Source organism: Actimicrobium sp. GrIS 1.19 (assembly GCF_035984655.1).
Lineage (GTDB): Bacteria > Pseudomonadota > Gammaproteobacteria > Burkholderiales > Burkholderiaceae_D > Actimicrobium.
In genome coordinates this window covers 284,368-303,407 of sequence record NZ_JAXCHT010000002.1, presented here as the reverse complement: position 1 = coordinate 303,407, position 19,040 = coordinate 284,368, and the positions used below count along the sequence as shown (strand labels likewise).

Below are 19,040 nucleotides of genomic sequence, written 5' to 3'. Positions count from 1 at the left end.
AGCGGGGGCGGCGGCAGCGGCCGGTTTGTTGCTCAGGCATTCTTTCATGAAGGCCTTGCGTTCGTCGCCTTTTTTACCGGCGGCGTCGGCATTGCAGGTCTTCATCTTGTTTTGTTGCGTGGTCGGCGCGGCGGCGGCATCGGCCGCTGCGGGGGCTTTGGCGCTCAGGCAGTCTTTCATGAAGGCCTTGCGCTCGTCGCCTTTTTTGTCCTTGGCGTCGGCGTTGCAGGTTTTCATTTTGGATTGCTGTTCAGTCGCGGCCGACGCCGAGTGCAGGCAAAACGGTGCGGCAAGCAGCAGGATGGCAAGAAGGCGTTTCATGATGTTCTCCAGTGTGTGAGGGGACAACCGCCGGGACTGATTACGGTTGTTCGAATTACATCACGAAATCCTGCGTTTGCAGCAAAAACCTGCAACACAATCGTCAAGCGGCCTGCGCGTCCCCGGCAAAGCTGGCGGCCGACTCCATGTCGACGGCGACAATCCGCGACACGCCCTGCTCCTGCATCGTCACGCCAATCAGTTGCTGCGCCATTTCCATGGCGATCTTGTTGTGCGAGATGAACAGGAACTGGGTATGCGCCGACATGCGCTTGACCATGTTGCAAAAGCGCTCGGTGTTGGCATCGTCAAGCGGCGCATCGACCTCATCGAGCAGGCAGAACGGCGCCGGATTGAGCTGGAACATCGAGAACACCAGCGCGGTCGCGGTCAGCGCTTTTTCGCCGCCGGACAACAAATGGATGGTGGCGTTTTTCTTGCCAGGCGGCTGTGCCATCACCTGCACGCCGGAGTCGAGGATCTCGTCGCCGGTCATGGTCAGGCGGGCCTGTCCGCCGCCGAACAGGATCGGGAACAGCTCGGCGAAATGCAGGTTGACCTTGTCGAAGGTTTCCTGCAGCAAGGCGCGGGTTTCCTTGTCAATCTTGTGGATTGCATCCTGCAGCGTGTTGATCGCTTCGGTCAGGTCGGCAAACTGCGCATCGAGAAAATTCTTGCGCTCGGAAGCCGTCGCCAGTTCCTCCAGCGCGGCCAGATTGACCGCACCCAGCGCTGTGATTGCATTGGTCAGGCGCGTGACCTCACCCTGCAGATACGACGGCCGCATGTCATCGTGCAGCTTGCCTGCCAGCGCAACTTCGTCGGCCTGCACATCAATCAACGCCTGGGCAAACTGTTCCTGGTTCAGGCGCGCGGCCTGTTCCTTCAGCTGCAATTCCATGATCCGGTCGCGCTGCGGCTGCAGGCTGCGCTCGGATTGCATGCGGGCCTCTTCGTGCAAGCGCAGTTTTTGCGATAACTGATCGAGTTCATGGCGCGCATCGGCCAGCGCGCGTTCCTGATCGGTGCGCTTGTCGAGCAGGCTTTGCAATCCGGCCTGCGCGGTCTGGTCGTCCAGGCTCTCCAGCTCCAGATGTCCCTGTTGCATGTTGGCGAACAATTGCGCCGCCTGCTCCTGCGCGGTGGCAATGCTGCGCTTGAGCTCGTCGATCTTGCTGCGCTGGGTTTTTTCGGCAAATCCGGTTTCCTGCGCAGCGCGCTCCAGCTCGCGCAACCGCTGGCGCGCGTCATTCAATTGCTGTTCCTTGCTGAGGAAATCGGTCTGGCCGTCCTCGTGCGTTTCCTGCCGCTCGGCCAGTTCGGCATCGAGTTGTTCGAAGCGCGCTTCGGACTCGGCGCGGGCTTGCTGCTGCTCGCCTTCCTGCTCGGCGATTTCGGCCAGGTCACTGCTGATTTGCGTGCTGCGCTGGTTGAAGCGCGCCTGCACCTCGGACAGTTTCATCACATCGATCTGCAGTGCATGCACGGCCTGGGTCAGGCTGGCGACGCGTTGACGGACTTCCTGCAAGCGTTGCGCGCCCTGCGTGAACGCGGCTTCGGCGCGTACCGAGCGGCTGCGTGCTTCGTCGGCCAGCAACTGTTGCGCGCGCAATTGCTTGCTGATGTTGTCGATTTCCTGTTGGCGCGCCAGCATGCCGTCCTGCTCGGAATCGGCGGCGTAAAACCGGACGCTGGACTTGCCGATCAAATGGCCCTGTCTGGTGATGAAGTAGCCGCCGGCCGGCAGCAGGTTGCGTTCCGCAAAGGCAGTATCGACGTCGTCGGCAACGAAGATGTTGACCAGCCAGTCCTGCATCAGATTGCGCAAACCGGGATCGTTCAGTTGCAACAGATCGACCAGCGGGCGCAGGCCCGGGATGCTCGCGGCAGGGACTGGAATGGTCGCCGCGTTCGGCGAGAACAGCGCCAGCCTGGCCGGCGGCGCATCGCTGAAAAAGCCCTTCGACCAATCCAGGTTCGACAATTCCAGCGCCGCCGTGCGCTCGCGCAGCACCGACTCCAGCGCGGTTTCCCAGCCGTCGTCGATATGCAGCTTCTGCCACAGCCGCGGCAAGCCAGCCAGCTCGTGCTTGTTCAGCCAGGGTTGCACCTTGCCCTGGCTTTGCACGCTTTCCTGCAATTGCTTCAGGGCGCCGAGCCGCGCTTCCAGCCTGGCGTTGGTGGCAGTCTCGGCATTGAGCTGCGACTGCGCATTGCTGCGCTCTTCGTCCACCTGCGGCTGTTGCTGTTGCGCCTGCTCCAGCTGCATGGTCACTTCTTCGAGCACCGCCTGCTTTTCTTCCAGCTGCAGCGTCAGATTGGTCAGATGCGCATCGTCGGGCAGCGCGAGGCCGCTTTTTTCCTGCGCCAGACGCTCGCGCCGCACCGCCAGGCCATTCAGGATGTTCGAGGCGTTGCGCTGATGCGCAGCTTCGAGTTCGATCTGCTGCTGGACTTGCATGATGCGCGCGCGCGACTCGGTGGTTTTCAGTTGCGCTTCGCGCCAGGCCTGCTCCAGCGCCGGCACCCGCTCGCCATGTTGTTGCAGCGTTTGCTGCGACTGTTCGACGCGCGCGCCCTGCTCTTCGAGCTGCAATTCGGCCTCGGCCAGGTCTTCCTGAAACTGCGACCCCTGACGCTGCCACTGGTCACGTTGCGCCGTCAGCGAATTAAGCTGCGACTGCAGCCGGCTGCGCGATTCGATGACGAACCGGATTTGCGCTTCGAGGCTGCCGATCTCGGAATTGGTCTGGTACAGGTGCCCTTGCGCCTGATGCAGGCGGTCGCCGGCACTGTAATGCGCCTGGCGCATGTGTTCGAGTTCGGTTTCGACGTGGCGCAGCTTGGCGGTTTCGCCTTCGAGTTCGGTTTGCGCCTTTTCGATATCGCGGAAAAACTTGTCCTGTTCGGCCTTGGCTTCGTTCTTGCGCAGCAGCCACAGCAGTTTCTGCTTTTCTTCCTGATCGGCCTGCAGGTCGCGGAATTTGGTCGCCACGGCGGCCTGCGCCTGCAGCTTTTCCAGATTGGCATTGAGTTCGCGCAGGATATCCTCGACCCGCAACAGATTGTCGCGCGTGTCGTGCAGGCGGTTTTCGGTCTCGCGACGCCGTTCCTTGTACTTGGAGACGCCGGCGGCTTCTTCGAGGAAGATGCGCAGCTCTTCCGGGCGCGCTTCGATGATGCGCGAAATCATGCCCTGGCCAATGATCGCGTAGGCGCGCGGGCCGAGGCCGGTGCCCATGAAAATATCTTGGATATCGCGCCGCCGCACCGCCTGGTTGTTGATGTAGTAGGTCGAGGTGCCATCGCGCGTGAGGGTGCGCTTGACGGCGATTTCCGCATATTGGCCCCACTGGCCCGAGGCCTTGCCTTCGCCATTGTCAAACACCAGTTCGACCGAGGCGCGGCCGGCGGGCTTGCGGTGGGTCGTCCCGTTGAAGATCACATCCTGCATCGATTCGCCGCGCAATTCCGAGGCTTTCGATTCGCCCAGCACCCAGCGCACGGCATCGATGATGTTCGATTTGCCGCAGCCATTGGGTCCGACGACGCCGACCAGCTGGCCCGGCACCTGGAAATTGGTTGGATCGACAAAGGATTTGAAACCGGAAAGTTTGATGGAGGTCAGGCGCACGTGTTCGACAATCCTATGTGAGGGGGGCGCCACCGCGCCCGCAAATCGTTGGAGCATCATAGCATCGCCGATTCGCCCATTTGCCGCAATGACTGTCCGTGCGGCAGCGTCGCGACGGTATAATGGGCCTTCTTTTGCGCCGTCTTTTCCCTCTTGCGACCGCCCGTGAATCCACTTCTGAACCAGCTGCAACCCTATCCTTTCGAAAAACTGCGCGCGTTGTTTGCCGATGTCGTGCCCAATCCCGCATTCAGTCCGATCAGTCTCGGCATCGGCGAGCCAAAGCATCCGACCCCGCCCTTCATCAAGGAAGCGCTAGCCGAGCACCTCAATGGCCTGGCCAGCTACCCCAGTACGATCGGCAGCGACGCCTTGCGCAAGACCATCGCGGCCTGGCTGGAACGGCGCTACGGCTTGCCGCCGCTCGATCCCGCGACCCAGATCCTGCCGGTCAATGGCTCGCGCGAAGCCTTGTTCGCGCTGGCGCAAACCGTCATCGATCCGCGCGCCGACGCACTGGTGATCTGCCCGAATCCGTTCTATCAAATCTATGAAGGCGCAGCCCTGCTGGCTGGCGCCACCCCGTATTTCGTCAATGCCGACCCGGCGCGCAACTTTGCGATCGACTATGCCAGCGTGCCGGCGGAGGTCTGGCAGCGCGTGCAGTTGCTGTATCTGTGCACCCCCGGCAACCCAACCGGTTCCGTGCTTGGGCTGGATGACTGGAAACGGTTGTTCGACCTGTCCGAGCAATATGGCTTCGTGATTGCGGCCGACGAGTGTTATTCCGAAATCTATTTCAAGCCGGAAGCGCCGCTGGGGGCATTGCAGGCGGCCCAGGCACTGGGGCGCGGCGACTATGCGCGGCTGATCGCCTTTTCCAGCCTGTCGAAGCGGTCCAACGTGCCCGGCCTGCGTTCGGGCTTCGTCGCTGGCGATGCCGCCATCATGAAGAAATTCCTGCTGTACCGCACCTACCACGGCGGCGCCATGAGCCCGTCGGTGCAATCGGCATCGATCGCAGCGTGGAACGACGAAGCCCACGTCGTCGCCAACCGCGCCAAATACCTCGATAAATTCAGGCAGGTCACGCCGCTGCTGCAGGAAGTGCTGGACGTGGCCCTGCCCGACGCCGGCTTCTATCTGTGGGCGCGGGTTGACCGGCTTGCAACACTCTCCGATACCGACTTCGCCCGACGCCTGTATGCCGAATATAATGTTACGGTGTTGCCTGGAAGCTACCTTGCGCGCGATGCGCATGGGAGCAATCCCGGTCGCAACATGATTCGCATGGCATTGGTCGCTGAAGTGGCCGAATGTCTGGAGGCGGCCAACCGCATCGTCGCCTTCACCCGCAGCCTGGCCTGACCGACTTTTTTCACATTGAGATCACCAACACCATGACCCAAGCGCTCCAACAGATCATCGACCAGGCATGGGAAGACCGTGCCAGCCTGTCACCCAATTCGGCCCCCGCCGCCATCCGCGAAGCCGTCGCGCACGTTCTTGACCAGCTCAATGACGGCAGCCTGCGCGTGGCCCAGAAAGACAGCGGCGCATGGGTGGTCAACCAGTGGGTCAAGAAAGCCGTGCTGCTGTCGTTCCGGCTGGAAGACAATGTCTGCATGCCGTCCGGCGAGCACATGCAGTTCTACGACAAGGTGCCAACCAAGTTCGCCAATTTCACCGCCGCCGATTTCGCCGCTGGCGGCTACCGTGTGGTTCCGCCTGCGGTGGCGCGGCGCGGCAGTTTTCTCGGCAAGAACGTGATCCTGATGCCATCGTTCGTCAACATCGGCGCGTATGTCGATGAAGGCACCATGGTCGATGCCTGGGCCACGGTCGGTTCGTGCGCCCAGATCGGCAAGAACGTGCACCTGTCCGGCGGCGTCGGCATTGGCGGCGTGCTCGAACCGATGCAGGCCAATCCGACCATCATCGAAGACAACTGCTTCATCGGCGCGCGCTCGGAAATCGTCGAAGGCGTGATCGTCGAAGAAAACTCGGTGATTTCGATGGGCGTGTACATCGGCCAGTCGACCAAAATCTATGACCGCGCCACTGGCGAAGTCAGCTACGGCAGGATTCCGTCCGGTTCGGTGGTGGTCTCCGGCAATCTGCCGTCGGCCGATGGTTCGCACAGCCTGTACTGTGCGGTGATTGTCAAACGTGTCGACGCGAAAACCCGGGCCAAAACGGGTATCAACGAATTACTGCGCGACTAATTTAATCTGCTCGGGGGAGAACAGCATGGCAATGGATCGGTTATTTGCGTTGATGAAAGACAAGGGCGCCTCGGACATGTTCCTCGCCGTGAACTCCCCCATTCATCTGAAGATCAATGGCGCGCTGCTGCCGATCAATCAGCAGAAAATGGATCAGGCTTACATCCTGGCGCTGCTCGGCGAAGTGGTGCCGGCCAACCGGATGCAGGAACTGGAACGCGACAACGAGCTCAATCTCGGCATTCCGGTCACCGGCGTCGGCAGCTTCCGGCTGTCGGCGTTCCGCCAGCGCGGCACGGTCTCGGCGGTGCTGCGCTATATCCCGTATGCGATTCCCGAACTGGCCAGCCTGAATGTGCCGCCGATCCTGACCGAACTGATCACCGCCAAGCGCGGCCTGATGCTGGTCGTCGGCGCCACCGGGTCGGGCAAGTCCACCACCATCGCCGCCATGCTGGATCATCGCAATGCGACGATGCCGGGCCACATCCTGACGCTGGAAGACCCGATCGAATTCCTGTTCCGCAACAAGAAATCGATCGTCAACCAGCGCGAGGTCGGGGTCGACACCGAAGACATGAATGTGGCCCTGAAGAACGCCCTGCGCCAGGCCCCCGATTGCATCCTGATCGGCGAGATCCGCGACCGTGAAACCATGGCGGCAGCGCTGGCCTACGCCCAGTCCGGCCATCTGGTGGTGACCACGCTGCATGCGAATAACAGTTACCGGGCGCTGAACCGGATCATCGGCTTCTTCCCGATTGAAAACCGCCCTGCGCTGCTGCAGGACTTGGCCTCGACCGTCAGTGCAATCGTGTCGCAACGGCTGATTCCGTCAACCGATGGCGGCCGCATGCCGGCGGTGGAAGTGCTGCTCAATACACGGCATGTGGCCGACCTGATCGAACAGGGCGAAATCGGGCAGATCAAGGAAGCGATTGAAAAAAGCATGTCGCCCGGATCGCAAACGTTCGAGCAGGCGCTGCTGCAATTGATCCGTGAAGGCAAGGTCACGCAGGAAGAGGCGATGGCGCACGCTGACTCGGCCAGCAATCTGTTCTGGCTGATCAACAATGACGACGCCAGCAAGGGCCGCCGCGAAGAGCCCAAGCCGGAAGTCGACGAAGGCGCGACCTTTACCGAGTTCACGTTCAACAGTTGAGGCACGCTGCGCATGAGTACGACGATGTATGGCATTCCGAATTGTGATCAAGTCAAGAAGGCCCGCACCTGGCTCGCAGAACAGCAACAACCGTTCCAGTTTCATGACGTAAAGAAGGCTGGCCTCGACCCGGAAGTGATCCGGCAATGGCTGACCCGGGTCACGTGGGAAACCCTGATCAATCGCAAGGGCACGACCTGGCGCGCGCTGAGCGATGCGCGCAAGGCCGCCGTCACCGATGACGCCAGCGCCATCGCACTGATGCTGGAAGCGCCGTCAGTGATCAAGCGGCCGGTGCTGGTGACGCCCGCGCACACCGTGGTCGGATTTTCCGTCGACGTTTATCAATCGATTTTCAAGAAATGATGTCATGAGCAAAACGCTGGCGCTGGCCGAACACCTGATCGCACTGTCGTCGGTCACCCCGCAGGACAACGGCTGCCAGTCGCATCTGATCGGGCTGCTGGAACCGCTCGGCTTCGTCTGCGAAACGGTCGAGTCGGGCAATGTCACCAACCTGTGGGCGCGCCGGGGCACCGCGCAGCCGTTGCTGGTCTTCGCCGGCCATACCGACGTGGTGCCGACCGGCCCGCTCGATCAATGGACCTCCGACCCGTTCACGCCGACCCATCGCGACGGCAAACTGTTCGGACGCGGCGCCGCCGACATGAAAACCTCGATTGCCGCCATGGTGGTGGCCGTCGAGGAATTCCTTGCGGCGCACGCCAATCACGCCGGATCGATCGCCTTCCTGCTGACCAGCGATGAGGAAGGGCCGGCCATCGACGGCACCGTGATCATGTGCGACATGCTCAAGGCGCGCGGCGAACAGCTCGATTACTGCATCGTCGGCGAACCGACTTCGGCCAACGAAATGGGCGACATGATCAAGAACGGCCGGCGCGGCTCGATGTCCGGCAAGCTGGTCGTCAAGGGCGTGCAGGGACATATCGCCTATCCGCAACTGGCACGCAATCCGATTCATGTGGCGGCGCCTGCGCTGGCCGAACTGGTCGCCGAGCAGTGGGACGAAGCCAACGAATACTATTTGCCGACCTCATGGCAGATCTCGAACATCCACGGCGGCACCGGCGCCTCGAACGTGATTCCGGGCGAACTGGTGATCGATTTTAACTTTCGCTTTTCGACCGCCAGCACGGTCGAGGATTTGCAGGATCGGGTGCATGTGATCCTCAACCGGCACGGCCTCGAATACACCTTGAAGTGGACCATCAGCGGCTTGCCGTTCCTGACCCCGCGCGGCACGCTCAGCGATGCCATCTGCGCCGCGATCAAGAGCGAGACCGGGCTTGACACCGAACTGTCGACCACCGGCGGCACCTCGGATGGCCGCTTCATCGCACGCATTTGCCCGCAGGTCATCGAAGTCGGCCCACCGAATGGCAGCATTCACAAGATTGATGAACACATCGAAGTACGCTACATCGATCCGCTAAAAAACATTTACCGTCGCACGCTTGAGAACCTGTTGACCTGACCGGTCGACTGCTTCTGCGGCACCGACGCGCTGCTCCGGCAGCGCTTTTGCATTCCACGCTTTTACACTTCATTTTCCTGCGAGCTCGCCATCATGAACAATTCCTTTTCTACCGTACGCGACCTGTTGCGCTACACGGTGACCCGCTTCAATACGGCCAAGCTGTTCTTCGGCCATGGCAGCAGCAGCGCCTTCGACGAAGCCGCCTACCTGATCCTGCACACGCTGCATCTGCCGCTCGATAAACTCGATCCGTTCCTCGATGCACGCCTGCTGCCGGAAGAAATCGCCGAGGTGCTGAAGATGATCGAGCATCGCACCTTCGAGCGCCTGCCAGCAGCGTACATCACGCATCAGGCCTGGCTCGGCGGCTATCATTTTTATGTCGATGAGCGCGTGCTGGTGCCACGCTCGTTCATTGCCGAACTGATCCCCGACCAGTTTTCGCCGTGGGTCAGCGACCCGATGGCCGTGCTGAATATCCTCGAGTTGTGCACCGGTTCCGGCTGCCTGGCCATCATGCTGGCCGATGCCTTCCCGAACGCCCACGTGGTGGCGACCGATATCTCGGCCGATGCCTTGGCGGTGGCGCGACGCAATGTCGACGAATACCAGCTGCAGGACCGCATCACGCTGATCGAATCCGACCTGTATGCCAACGTGCCGGCCACCAAATTCGATCTGATCATCACCAATCCGCCCTACGTCAACAGTGCATCAATGGAGAAACTGCCGGCGGAATACCTGCATGAGCCAACGCTGGCGCTGGCCGGCGGCGACGACGGCATGGCGCTGGTACGCGGCATCGTCGCCGGCGCCCGTGAGCGGCTGACCGACAAGGGCGTGCTGGTGGTCGAGATCGGCAATGAACGGGCTTTTGCGGAAGCCGCGTTCCCCCGCCTGGAGCTGACCTGGATGAGCACCAGCGCGGGCGACGACATGGTGTTTCTGGTCGGCGCCGAACAACTCTAAGGTTGCGCTGCAACATGGCTTATACTCGCGCCCTGAATTTCCCTTCTCCGAACCCAAGAAAGGGGAGCGTTGCGACGCTCCCGCAAGTGCAACAACCATGATTCGTTTCCAGCAAGTTTCCATGATGCGCGGCATCAAGCCGTTGCTCGACAATGTCGACCTCACCCTCAATCCCGGCGACAAGATCGGCCTGATCGGGGCCAATGGCGCCGGCAAATCCAGCCTGTTCGGCCTGTTGCGCGGTGAGCTGCATGCCGATCTGGGCAGCATCGATTTCCCCAGCAAATGGCGCATGGCGTATGTCGCACAGGAGACGCCGGCACTGGATCGCGCCGCGCTCGAATATGCCATCGATGGCGACGTCACCCTGCGTCGGCTGGAAGATGAACTGGCCTTTCTGGAAAGCGAACCGGATACGTCGGCCAATGGCTTGCTGATTGGCGACCTGTACAGCGCCCTGGCCGATGCGGATGCCTACACGGTGCGCTCGCGTGGCGAGCAGCTGCTGACCGGGCTGGGCTTTTCGATGGCGCAGATGACGCAACCGGTGGCGAGCTTTTCCGGCGGCTGGCGCATGCGGCTGAATTTGGCCCAGGCACTGATGTGCCCGTCCGATCTGCTGCTGCTCGATGAACCGACCAACCATCTGGATCTGGATGCCATCATCTGGCTGGAAGACTGGCTCAAGCGCTACGCCGGTACGCTGATCATCATTTCGCATGATCGCGACTTCCTCGACGGCGTCGTCAACGTGATCGTGCATATCGACGAACGCAAACTGAAACGCTACTCCGGCAATTACAGTTCGTTCGAACGCCAGCGCGCCGCGCAAATGATCCTGGCCGCCGGCACGCTGGAGAAACAACAGCGTCAGCGTTCGCATCTGGAGTCGTTCATCAACCGCTTCAAGGCCCAGGCCAGCAAGGCACGCCAGGCCCAGAGCCGGATGAAGGCGCTGGCGAAGATGGAAGAGCTGGCGCCGCTGCGCGCGGCCGCCGAATTCTCGTTTGAGTTCCGCGAGCCGGCCAGTGCACCGAACCCGCTGCTGACGATGGAAGATGTCTACGCCGGCTATCGCATCGAAAATGAAACCGATCACTCGGTGGTCGAAAAAACGATTGTCTCGGGTATCAACTTCTCGCTGCAGATCGGCCAGCGCATCGGCCTGCTGGGCGTCAACGGCGCCGGCAAATCTACCCTGATCAAGACCATTGCCGGCGAACTCGCCCCGTTGTCCGGTGACAGTCAGTTCGGCAAGGGACTGGCCATCGGCTACTTCGCCCAGCATCAAGTCGAAATGCTGCGCCACGAAGAATCACCGCTGTGGCATCTGGGCCATATCGCGCCAGGTGTGCGCGAACAGGAATTGCGCAACTTCCTCGGCAGCTTCAACTTCAACGGTCCGATGGTGACGGCGAAGATCGCCCCATTCTCCGGCGGCGAAAAAGCCCGACTGGCCCTGGCGTTGATTGTCTGGCAGCGCCCCAACCTGCTGCTGCTGGATGAACCAACCAACCATCTGGACCTGGAAACACGGGAAGCGCTGACCATGGCGCTGGCGCAATTCGAGGGCACGCTCGTCGTGGTCTCACATGATCGCCATCTGCTGCGCGCCACCACCGATGAATTCATCATCGTCGCCGATGGCCAGTTGCAACCGTTCGACGGCGACCTCGACGATTACAAGGATTGGCTGTTCAAGACCAAGCTGGCGACCAAAACCAATGCGATCGGCACTGCCCTGCCGACGGTCAAGACCAAGTCGTCCAGCACGGTAGCGCCGGCGGCAGTCGTGGTGGACAAGAAAGACCAGAAACGCGCCGATGCGGAAGACCGCCAGAAGCTGGCCGCACGCAAGAAGCCGATCGAAAACAAGCTGAAGAAAATCGAAGAGCAGATGGCCAAGCGGTCGGCGCAAAAGGCAGTGGTTGACGAGCGTCTGGCGAATCCGGAAATATACGAAGCCGCGCACAAGAAGGAATTGAAAACCCTGCTGACCGACCAGAGCTTCTATGCCAAGGAAATCGCGACGCTGGAAGCCGAGTGGATCGAACAGCAGGAAGCGCTGGAACAAGTGGTCTGAGTGGACAGCCCGGCCGACCAGCCGCTGCGCGGCATTCGCGTTCTCGACCTGACCCGGTTGTTGCCGGGCCCGATGGCGACACTGCAATTGTCGGACATGGGCGCAGAGGTCATCAAGATCGAAGAACCTGGCGCGGGTGACCCGGCCCGCACCATGGGGCCGTTTCCGGATCAGCTGTCGCAGTTTTTTCAGCTGGTCAATCGCGGCAAGCAGTTGTTGCGGCTGGATCTGAAGGACGGCGCGCAACGCGAACGCTTTCTGCAGATGGTCGCGCACGCCGATGTGGTCATCGAAAGCTACCGGCCCGGTGTGATGCAGCGCCTGCAACTGGATTGGACCGTCCTCAAGCAGTGCAATCCGCACCTGGTCATGTGCTCGATCTCCGGCTACGGCCAGAGCGGCCCGATGGCGCCGATGGCGGGCCATGACATCAATTATCTTGCCAGCGCCGGCATGCTGGAACAGAACGCCAACGCAGATGGCACGCCAGCGTTGCCCAACCTGCAGATTGCCGACCTGCTGGGCGGTGCGCAAACCGCGGTTCAGGGCGTGCTGGCCGCGCTGCTGGCGGTGAAGATGGGCGGCGCCGGCCGGCACGTCGATGTGTCGATGACGCACGCGGTCATGGCCAACAATGTCATGCCGCTGGTCGCAGTGAAGAACTTCGGCAAACCGGCCGCGCCCGGCAGGGACCTGCTCACCGGCGGTGTCGCCTGCTACAACGTCTACCGCACCAGCGACCACCGTTTCATGGCGCTTGGTGCGCTCGAACTGAAATTCTGGAAAGCGTTTTGTGTTGCGGTCAACCGGCCGGACTGGGCCACCGACCACTGGGCGCTTGGCCAGCCGGTTGGCGGCACGGCGGCGCTTGCGCAGATCGCCGCCGTGCAGCAGCTGTTTGCACAGAATGACCTGCGCGCCTGGACGGAAAAATTTGCCGGCATTGACTGCTGCGTGTCACCGGTGCTGCGCGCCGACGAGGCGCTGGCCTCGACGCTGGCCGGCACGCATCGCTTGCCGCTGCCCGGCAATGCGATCATTTTTTCGGACTGACGCAATTCCATAGCACCGCGCAGCAGCAATGATCGCCGCGCTACACTGCTGGTTTTCAACTTGTTGTGGAAACCCGCTTGACTACCTCCCTTTGCATCATCGGCGCCGGACGCGTCGGCAAGACATTGGCCCATCTATGGCGCCGCAGCGGTCTGCTGCAGATTGCCGACGTGCTCACGCGGTCAGACGGCACGGCGCGGCAGGCAGTGGCGTTCATCGGCGCGGGCAATCCGGTGCATGAGTTTGATGCCATTGGCGCCGCCTCGCTGTTCTTGCTGGCGGTACCGGACGACCAGATTGCCGCGTGTTGTGCGCGCCTCTCCGGCAGCGGCCAGATCGACCAGAACAGCATCGTGTTCCATTGCAGCGGCGCGCTCGGTTCCGATCAGTTGCGCGCCGCCGCCGCGCTCGGTGCAGCTGTCGCCAGCCTGCATCCGGTGCGCAGCTTTGCCGATCCGGAACGGGTCTGCGCCACATTTTCCGGCACTTTTTTCGGGGTCGAAGGCGATACCGCGGCGCTCGCGACATTGCTGCCGCTGCTCGAAGCCATCGGCGCCCGGCCGCTACCGATCGCGCTTGCCTCGAAATCGCTGTATCACGCGGCCGCCGTGTTCGCCTCCAACTATCTGGTGACCACGCTGGCGGTGGCGCAACAGGCTTATGTGGCAGCGGGAATTCCACCGGACATCGCAATGCAATTGATTGCGCCGCTGGCGCGAGAAAGCGTCGACAATGCGGTGCGGCTTGGTCCGGCGGCGGCCCTGACCGGTCCGATCGCACGTGGCGACATGGAGACAGTGGCCCGACAGCAGCAAGCAATCGCGCATTGGGATGCCGCCTACGGCAGGCTTTACGACCAACTCGCTGCTGCAACCGTCCGGCTGGCCGGCGCGCGCGAATAATCTATTTCCAAGGTGAATTATGTTTGTGCATTCCGTGTATTTCTGGCTGACGCAAGAAGCAACGCCCCAGCAACGTGCGGGATGTCAGGCGGCGCTGCTTGGTTTGCTTGATATCCCATCGATTCGGCAAGGGCATGTCGGACAACCGGCGGCGACCGACGAACCGGTGGTTGATCGCAGTTTCAGCTTTGGCTTGACGCTGCTGTTTGACGACCAGGCTGCTCACGACGCCTATCAAATCGATCCCAGCCATCTGGCCTTCGTGGCGCGCTTCGGTGCGCTGTTTGCGCGGGTGCAGGTGTACGACACAAATTGATTATTTGAACTGCAGAAAATGAATCTCGAGATTAACGACGCCATCAGCCTGCCCCTGGACGAAATCGAACTGACTGCGATTCGTGCCCAGGGGCCGGGCGGACAAAACGTGAACAAGGTCGCGACCGCGATCCATTTACGCTTCGACATCGCCGCCTCGTCGTTGCCGGAATTTTGCCGGGAGCGGCTGCTGGCGATGCACGATCAACGCATTACGCGTGAGGGCGTCCTGATCATCAAGGCGCAACACGGGCGCAGCCAGCAACAAAGCAAGGCCGAGGCGTTACGACGTTTACAGGAAATTATTCAGAGTGCGCTGGAGGTGCCGGAGCTGCGTCGACCGACGCGACCAACCCGCAGTTCCCAGCGCGCCCGCGTCGACGCCAAGACCGGTCGCGGCGCGATCAAGGCACTGCGCGGCAAGGTGCGGGAATGAAAAAGAATCGGATGAATGTCAGCGCTTGTAGATGTCGTGCCCGGCCTGATCAATCTGGCGGCGCAAGGCGCGCCGCTCGTCCGGACTCATGCGGCCATTCCGTTTGGACGGGTCAGCCTGTTGTGGGACATTCTGCGGTTCCGGCCTGACGTCCGGACGCGCTTCCTGCTGCCGTCCACGGTTGTCCGGCTGGGCCTGTTGACGCTGCTCGATGCGGGCTTCGCGGCGCAACAAACGCTCGTCGCGATCATTGCCCAGCACTGCCGCACTTCCAAGCAGAAGAATCAAACCAAGTGACGAGATTTTGACAGCGGCGTTCATTTGACTATCCTTGAAGCTATCCGCAAGACAATCCGGATTGAGGCTGAAGTTTATGCCGCTTTCCCCATCACCATCAGAGCAAAGCCGTAAAGTATGTAATATTTTGTAATGCCCTGAATCAAGGCGTTACGCAACGGATTTCTGACGTTACCATACAGCCATGAATACCACACCATCCCCCGTTACACCCAACGCCCATCAGCCAAAAATTCTTGTTGTCGATGACGATATCCGCCTGCGCGACCTGCTGCGCCGGTACCTGGCAGAACAGGGATTCAATGTCGTCACCGCCGAAAACGCCCAGACCATGAACAAGCTCTGGCTGCGCGAACGATATGACTTGCTGGTGCTGGATCTGATGCTGCCGGGCGAAGACGGCCTGTCGATTTGCCGCCGCCTGCGGGGCGCCGGCGATCTGACACCAATCATCATGCTGACCGCCAAGGCCGAGGATGTCGACCGCATCGTTGGTCTGGAAATGGGGGCGGACGATTACCTGCCCAAGCCATTCAATCCGCGCGAACTGGTGGCCCGCATCACTGCGGTACTGCGGCGCAAACAGCCCGACGAATTGCCAGGCGCGCCATCGGAACGTCCGCAATCTTTCGAATTCGGCGAATTCGTACTCGATCTCGGCACGCGTACGCTCAAGAAAAGCGGCGTCAGCGTGCCACTGACGACCGGTGAGTTTTCCGTTCTCAAGGTATTTGCGCGCCATGCGCGCCAACCGCTGTCACGCGAAAAACTCATGGAGCTGGCGCGTGGCCGGGAATACGAGGTCTATGACCGCAGTCTGGACGTCCAGATTTCCCGTTTGCGAAAACTCATCGAGCCGGATCCTTCCAGCCCGCTCTACATTCAAACTGTCTGGGGGCTTGGCTATGTTTTTATTCCTGAAGGCCAGCCGCGCTGAACTGAGCGACGCCGCCGGCTCCTTTTCGCATAACGTCAACGGGGCGGGTCGACTCGCCTGGTTCAAGAGCGGCCTGTTCTGGCGCACCTTCGTCCTGCTGGCATCGCTGATCACGATCAGCATGGCGGCCTGGATCACCAGCGTGCGTCTGGTTGACCGCACACCGCGCGCCGAGCAGCTTGCCAATCAAATCATTTCCGTCGTCACCATCACGCGTGCGGCGCTGACGCATTCGGCGCCGGATCTGCGCAGCGAGTTGCTGTTTGATCTGGCGAGCAACGAAGGCATCCGCGTCTATCCGCTGGAAGATACCGATATCGTCGAGACACCGCGCGACACCGCCTTGACGCCGCTGCTGCAGGAACGCATCAAGAGCAAGCTCGGCGTCGATACGCGCTTCGCCCGCAAGGTCAATGATATTGCCGGATTCTGGGTCAGCTTCAAGATCGACGACGATGATTACTGGCTGATGCTGGATCGGGATCGGCTCGACCGTTCCGCCGGAATTCAGTGGCTCGGTTGGGCCGCAGTGACGTTGTTGCTGGCGCTGGTCGGTGCAGTCTTCATTTCGCGCCTGATCAACCAGCCGCTGGCACGCCTGACTGCGGCAGCACGCGCGATTGCCAAGGGCGGCCAGCTCGATCCATTGCCGGAGCGCGGGCCGCTCGAAATCCGCGAAGCCAATCAGAGCTTCAACCAGATGGTGGAAGACCTGAACCGCATCGAATCCGACCGCGCCGTCATCCTCGCCGGCATCTCGCACGATCTGCGCACGCCGATCTCGCGCATGCTGCTCGAAGTCGAGATGGCCCGGCTGCCCGACGACGCCCGCCACGGCATGCAATCGGACCTCGGGCAGATGAATGACATCATCGGGCAGTTCCTCGATTACGCCAAGCCGACCGATGTCGCCAGCTTCAAGCGCATCGACGTCACGCTCATGTTGCATCAGGCCGCGCAGGACGCGGAGCGCCTGCCTGACGTGCGCATCACACCCCACCTTGATGAACACGTTGCGGTGATGGGCAATCCGGTCGAGCTCAAGCGCGTGATCAACAACCTGATCGAGAACGCGCGTCGCTACGGAAAAACCAATGGCAGCGAAGTCACCGACGTTGACCTGGTTTGCTGTATCGAAAAAGGTGAAGTGGTGATCGAAGTCGGTGATCACGGAGATGGCATTCCTGCTCATGAAATGGACCGGTTGCGTCGCCCCTTCACGCGACTCGATACCGCACGCGGACAGGCCAACGGCGCAGGTCTCGGACTGGCGATCGTGGAGCGGGTCATCAAGCGCCACGGCGGCAGCCTGCATTTACGCAACCGCCATGACGGCGGCCTGATCGTCGAAATCAATCTGCCTGCAGCCTGAACGGAGCGCGATGCCACACGACCATGTCATATCCACGCTGGCGGCGCTCAATGCGCTGTACCAGCAACCCAGCGAGGACGCGCAACGCAAGGAACGCGATTACCTCGATGAGGCCAGTCAGCGTTTCATCGGCGCGTCGCCATTCATGTTGTTTGCCAGCGCCGGCAGCGCCGGGATGGACTGCTCGCCACGCGGTGACCAACCGGGCTTTGTCACGATCGTCGACCAGCGCACGCTGATGTTTCCGGATCGGCGCGGCAATAACCGGATCGACAGTTTGCGCAACGTCATCGAGAATCCGCAAGTCGGCTTGCTGTTCCTGGTCCCGGGCGTCAACGAATGTTTGCGCGTCAACGGACACGCACGCATCAACAACGATCCGGCCTTGCTGCAGCAATTCGCAGTCGATGGCGTACTGCCGCGCAGCGTGTTGATCGTGACCGTTGCGCAAGCGTTCACGCAATGCTCGCGCGCGGTGTTGCGGGCCGGGTTATGGCAGGCCGATCCGACCCGCGCGGCTGGCGCGGCGCTCGATGCCCACACCGACGGGCTCGACCAGGCCGTCGGCTGCAGCGCCGGGCGCTAGTCGACTCAGCCTGCGCGGATCAACTCCGCCGCCAACCGGCGCGGCGGCAGGTCCGGAAACACCAGTTGCAGCTGCTTGTCCGACAGTTTCAAATGCCGCTCGCTGATCTGCGCCAACACGGCGCGAAAATCGGTCGACACCGGCACGTCGCGACCCTCATGCAACTGCGCCTCACCCAGGCCTTGCCAATCGCCATAGACTTTGCCGCCGGCAACCTTGCCGCCCAGCACCCACATCACATTGCCATGCCCGTGGTCAGTGCCGTTATTGCCGTTCTGCCGCGCGGTGCGACCAAACTCCGACATGGCCACGATGGTGGTGTCATCGAACACCGGCCCCAGCCGCTGCGCAAGGGTCGCCAGTCCCTGCCCCAGCGGTGCCAGTCGATTGGCCAGCTGCCCGGTACCGTTGCCCTGGTTGGCGTGCGTGTCCCATCCGCCCAGCGCGACAAAAGCGAACTGGATGCGACCGTCGTTTTTCATCAGCGAGGCCAGTCGCGCGGCATCCGCCGGAAAGCCGTTCGGCAGCGGCGCGCCGCCATCGGCAACCTTGTTCTCCTCGTCCAGTGACGACATCATTTCCTTGTGCGCGGTCTGGGCTTCGTGATAAATGCTGGCGTACTTGTCGTTGCCGCCATAAAGCTGATCGAAAGCGCCCGCCACCTGCGGACGGTCCAGCAAGGTCGGTCGTCCCGCTGCCGCACCAGAAGCAATGTTGATCGCGCTGACGTGGCCGCTCAGAATGCGCGGCATGACTGGCCCGATGCTGATCGCCCGGGTTGGGACAGCAGGGCCGGGCAACGCGGCCAGCAGCCGGTTCATCCAGCCATCCTGCGTGCCCTTGCGGCCCGGCGTACCAGACTCCAGATAATCCTGCGCATCGAAATGCGAACGTGTTGCGTCAGGCGAACCACTCGCATGGACAAAGGCCAACCGCTGTTGCTGCCAAAGATCCTGCAACGGACGCAGCGCCGGATGCATCCCGAAGTAGCCATCCAGGTCCAGCAAGCCATTCTCCTGGCCGGGACGCGCAATCGCGATGTTCGGCCGCAGGCGCGCGTAATTGGCGTCACCATACGGCGCCACCACACTGAGGCCATCGACCGCGCCGCGCAGCATGATGACGATCAGTTTGCGTTGACTGTCCGACGCTGCGCGCGTCACCGCCCAGGCATTCGACCCGGGCAATATCAGGCCACCCGCTCCCACTGCCAGCACCTGCATGAAGTCGCGACGTTGCATGTTCAT

The 19,040-nt window shown here is 61.6% G+C and carries 17 protein-coding genes and 1 pseudogene; 14 read left to right on the top strand and 4 right to left on the bottom strand.

The window, feature by feature from the left end; genetic code table 11:
- Positions 1-24: 24 nt before the first annotated feature.
- Positions 25-321: pseudogene (locus RCH09_RS03040) on the bottom strand (PsiF family protein); the annotation flags it as partial.
- A gap of 103 nt (positions 322-424) precedes the next feature.
- Entirely contained in the window at positions 425-3,955 is a 3,531-nt protein-coding gene (gene smc / locus RCH09_RS03035; protein WP_326939557.1) for a chromosome segregation protein SMC, read from the bottom strand.
- Positions 3,956-4,120: 165 nt separating this feature from the next.
- Between smc and dapC the strand changes: the two genes are divergently transcribed.
- The 11 genes from dapC (at position 4,121) to arfB (ending at position 14,601) form a co-directional block, all read left to right on the top strand.
- Positions 4,121-5,323 (top strand): succinyldiaminopimelate transaminase, encoded by a 1,203-nt coding sequence (gene dapC / locus RCH09_RS03030; RefSeq protein ID WP_326939556.1) that lies wholly within the window; start codon positions 4,121-4,123, stop codon positions 5,321-5,323.
- 32 nt (positions 5,324-5,355) lie between these two features.
- Positions 5,356-6,180 carry a 2,3,4,5-tetrahydropyridine-2,6-dicarboxylate N-succinyltransferase gene (dapD, locus tag RCH09_RS03025; RefSeq protein WP_326939555.1) on the top strand — a complete coding sequence of 275 codons (825 nt, stop codon included), beginning with the start codon at positions 5,356-5,358 and terminating at the stop codon, positions 6,178-6,180.
- A gap of 25 nt (positions 6,181-6,205) precedes the next feature.
- Positions 6,206-7,342, top strand: coding sequence for a PilT/PilU family type 4a pilus ATPase (locus RCH09_RS03020; protein WP_326939554.1), 1,137 nt, complete (start codon positions 6,206-6,208; stop codon positions 7,340-7,342).
- 12 nt (positions 7,343-7,354) lie between these two features.
- Positions 7,355-7,708: an ArsC family reductase gene (locus RCH09_RS03015; protein WP_326939553.1), complete on the top strand. Its 354-nt coding sequence runs from the start codon at positions 7,355-7,357 to the stop codon at positions 7,706-7,708.
- Positions 7,709-7,712: 4 nt separating this feature from the next.
- The gene (gene dapE, locus RCH09_RS03010; protein ID WP_326939552.1) at positions 7,713-8,840 is read left to right on the top strand and encodes a succinyl-diaminopimelate desuccinylase; all 1,128 of its coding nucleotides are present in this window, start codon (positions 7,713-7,715) and stop codon (positions 8,838-8,840) included.
- 93 nt (positions 8,841-8,933) lie between these two features.
- Positions 8,934-9,812, top strand: coding sequence for a 50S ribosomal protein L3 N(5)-glutamine methyltransferase (prmB, locus tag RCH09_RS03005; protein WP_326939551.1), 879 nt, complete (start codon positions 8,934-8,936; stop codon positions 9,810-9,812).
- A gap of 97 nt (positions 9,813-9,909) precedes the next feature.
- The gene (locus RCH09_RS03000; RefSeq protein ID WP_442784994.1) at positions 9,910-11,895 is read left to right on the top strand and encodes an ATP-binding cassette domain-containing protein; all 1,986 of its coding nucleotides are present in this window, start codon (positions 9,910-9,912) and stop codon (positions 11,893-11,895) included.
- Positions 11,896-12,948 (top strand): CaiB/BaiF CoA transferase family protein, encoded by a 1,053-nt coding sequence (locus RCH09_RS02995; protein WP_326939550.1) that lies wholly within the window; start codon positions 11,896-11,898, stop codon positions 12,946-12,948.
- A 77-nt stretch (positions 12,949-13,025) separates the two neighbouring features.
- Entirely contained in the window at positions 13,026-13,850 is an 825-nt protein-coding gene (locus RCH09_RS02990) for a Rossmann-like and DUF2520 domain-containing protein (protein WP_326939549.1), read from the top strand.
- Positions 13,851-13,869: 19 nt separating this feature from the next.
- Positions 13,870-14,166 (top strand): Dabb family protein, encoded by a 297-nt coding sequence (locus RCH09_RS02985; RefSeq protein WP_326939548.1) that lies wholly within the window; start codon positions 13,870-13,872, stop codon positions 14,164-14,166.
- Between the two features lie 18 nt (positions 14,167-14,184).
- On the top strand, positions 14,185-14,601 hold the full coding sequence (arfB, locus tag RCH09_RS02980) for an alternative ribosome rescue aminoacyl-tRNA hydrolase ArfB (protein WP_326939547.1): 417 nt from the start codon (positions 14,185-14,187) through the stop codon (positions 14,599-14,601).
- An 18-nt stretch (positions 14,602-14,619) separates the two neighbouring features.
- Here arfB and RCH09_RS02975 read toward each other — a convergent pair whose 3' ends face one another.
- On the bottom strand, positions 14,620-14,922 hold the full coding sequence (locus RCH09_RS02975; RefSeq protein WP_326939546.1) for a hypothetical protein: 303 nt from the start codon (positions 14,920-14,922) through the stop codon (positions 14,620-14,622).
- A 160-nt stretch (positions 14,923-15,082) separates the two neighbouring features.
- Between RCH09_RS02975 and ompR the strand changes: the two genes are divergently transcribed.
- From ompR to RCH09_RS02960, 3 genes are read left to right on the top strand one after another with little or no spacing between them, the layout of a single operon-like run.
- Complete coding sequence (ompR, locus tag RCH09_RS02970; RefSeq protein ID WP_326939545.1) at positions 15,083-15,835, top strand: osmolarity response regulator transcription factor OmpR; 753 nt, start codon at positions 15,083-15,085, stop codon at positions 15,833-15,835.
- A complete protein-coding gene (locus tag RCH09_RS02965) occupies positions 15,804-17,207 on the top strand; it encodes an ATP-binding protein (protein WP_326939544.1) in 1,404 nt (467 codons plus the stop codon). Before ompR ends, RCH09_RS02965 begins: the two co-directional genes overlap by 32 nt.
- Positions 17,208-17,217: 10 nt before the next feature.
- A complete protein-coding gene (locus RCH09_RS02960; RefSeq protein ID WP_326939543.1) occupies positions 17,218-17,793 on the top strand; it encodes an MSMEG_1061 family FMN-dependent PPOX-type flavoprotein in 576 nt (191 codons plus the stop codon).
- A gap of 5 nt (positions 17,794-17,798) precedes the next feature.
- On the opposite strand, the gene RCH09_RS02955 is transcribed toward RCH09_RS02960, so the two are convergent.
- Complete coding sequence (locus RCH09_RS02955; RefSeq protein WP_326939542.1) at positions 17,799-19,034, bottom strand: DUF1501 domain-containing protein; 1,236 nt, start codon at positions 19,032-19,034, stop codon at positions 17,799-17,801.
- Positions 19,035-19,040 lie beyond the last annotated feature (6 nt).

Coding starts and splice junctions, on each gene's coding strand:
- dapD (WP_326939555.1), top strand. CDS start 5,356: ATGACCCAAGCGCTCCAACAGATCATCGACCAGGCATGGGAAGACCGT.
- RCH09_RS03020 (WP_326939554.1), top strand. CDS start 6,206: ATGGCAATGGATCGGTTATTTGCGTTGATGAAAGACAAGGGCGCCTCG.
- RCH09_RS03015 (WP_326939553.1), top strand. CDS start 7,355: ATGAGTACGACGATGTATGGCATTCCGAATTGTGATCAAGTCAAGAAG.
- dapE (WP_326939552.1), top strand. CDS start 7,713: ATGAGCAAAACGCTGGCGCTGGCCGAACACCTGATCGCACTGTCGTCG.
- prmB (WP_326939551.1), top strand. CDS start 8,934: ATGAACAATTCCTTTTCTACCGTACGCGACCTGTTGCGCTACACGGTG.
- RCH09_RS03000 (WP_442784994.1), top strand. CDS start 9,910: ATGATTCGTTTCCAGCAAGTTTCCATGATGCGCGGCATCAAGCCGTTG.
- RCH09_RS02985 (WP_326939548.1), top strand. CDS start 13,870: ATGTTTGTGCATTCCGTGTATTTCTGGCTGACGCAAGAAGCAACGCCC.
- arfB (WP_326939547.1), top strand. CDS start 14,185: ATGAATCTCGAGATTAACGACGCCATCAGCCTGCCCCTGGACGAAATC.
- RCH09_RS02975 (WP_326939546.1), bottom strand. CDS start 14,922: ATGAACGCCGCTGTCAAAATCTCGTCACTTGGTTTGATTCTTCTGCTT.
- ompR (WP_326939545.1), top strand. CDS start 15,083: ATGAATACCACACCATCCCCCGTTACACCCAACGCCCATCAGCCAAAA.
- RCH09_RS02965 (WP_326939544.1), top strand. CDS start 15,804: ATGTTTTTATTCCTGAAGGCCAGCCGCGCTGAACTGAGCGACGCCGCC.
- RCH09_RS02960 (WP_326939543.1), top strand. CDS start 17,218: ATGCCACACGACCATGTCATATCCACGCTGGCGGCGCTCAATGCGCTG.
- RCH09_RS02955 (WP_326939542.1), bottom strand. CDS start 19,034: ATGCAACGTCGCGACTTCATGCAGGTGCTGGCAGTGGGAGCGGGTGGC.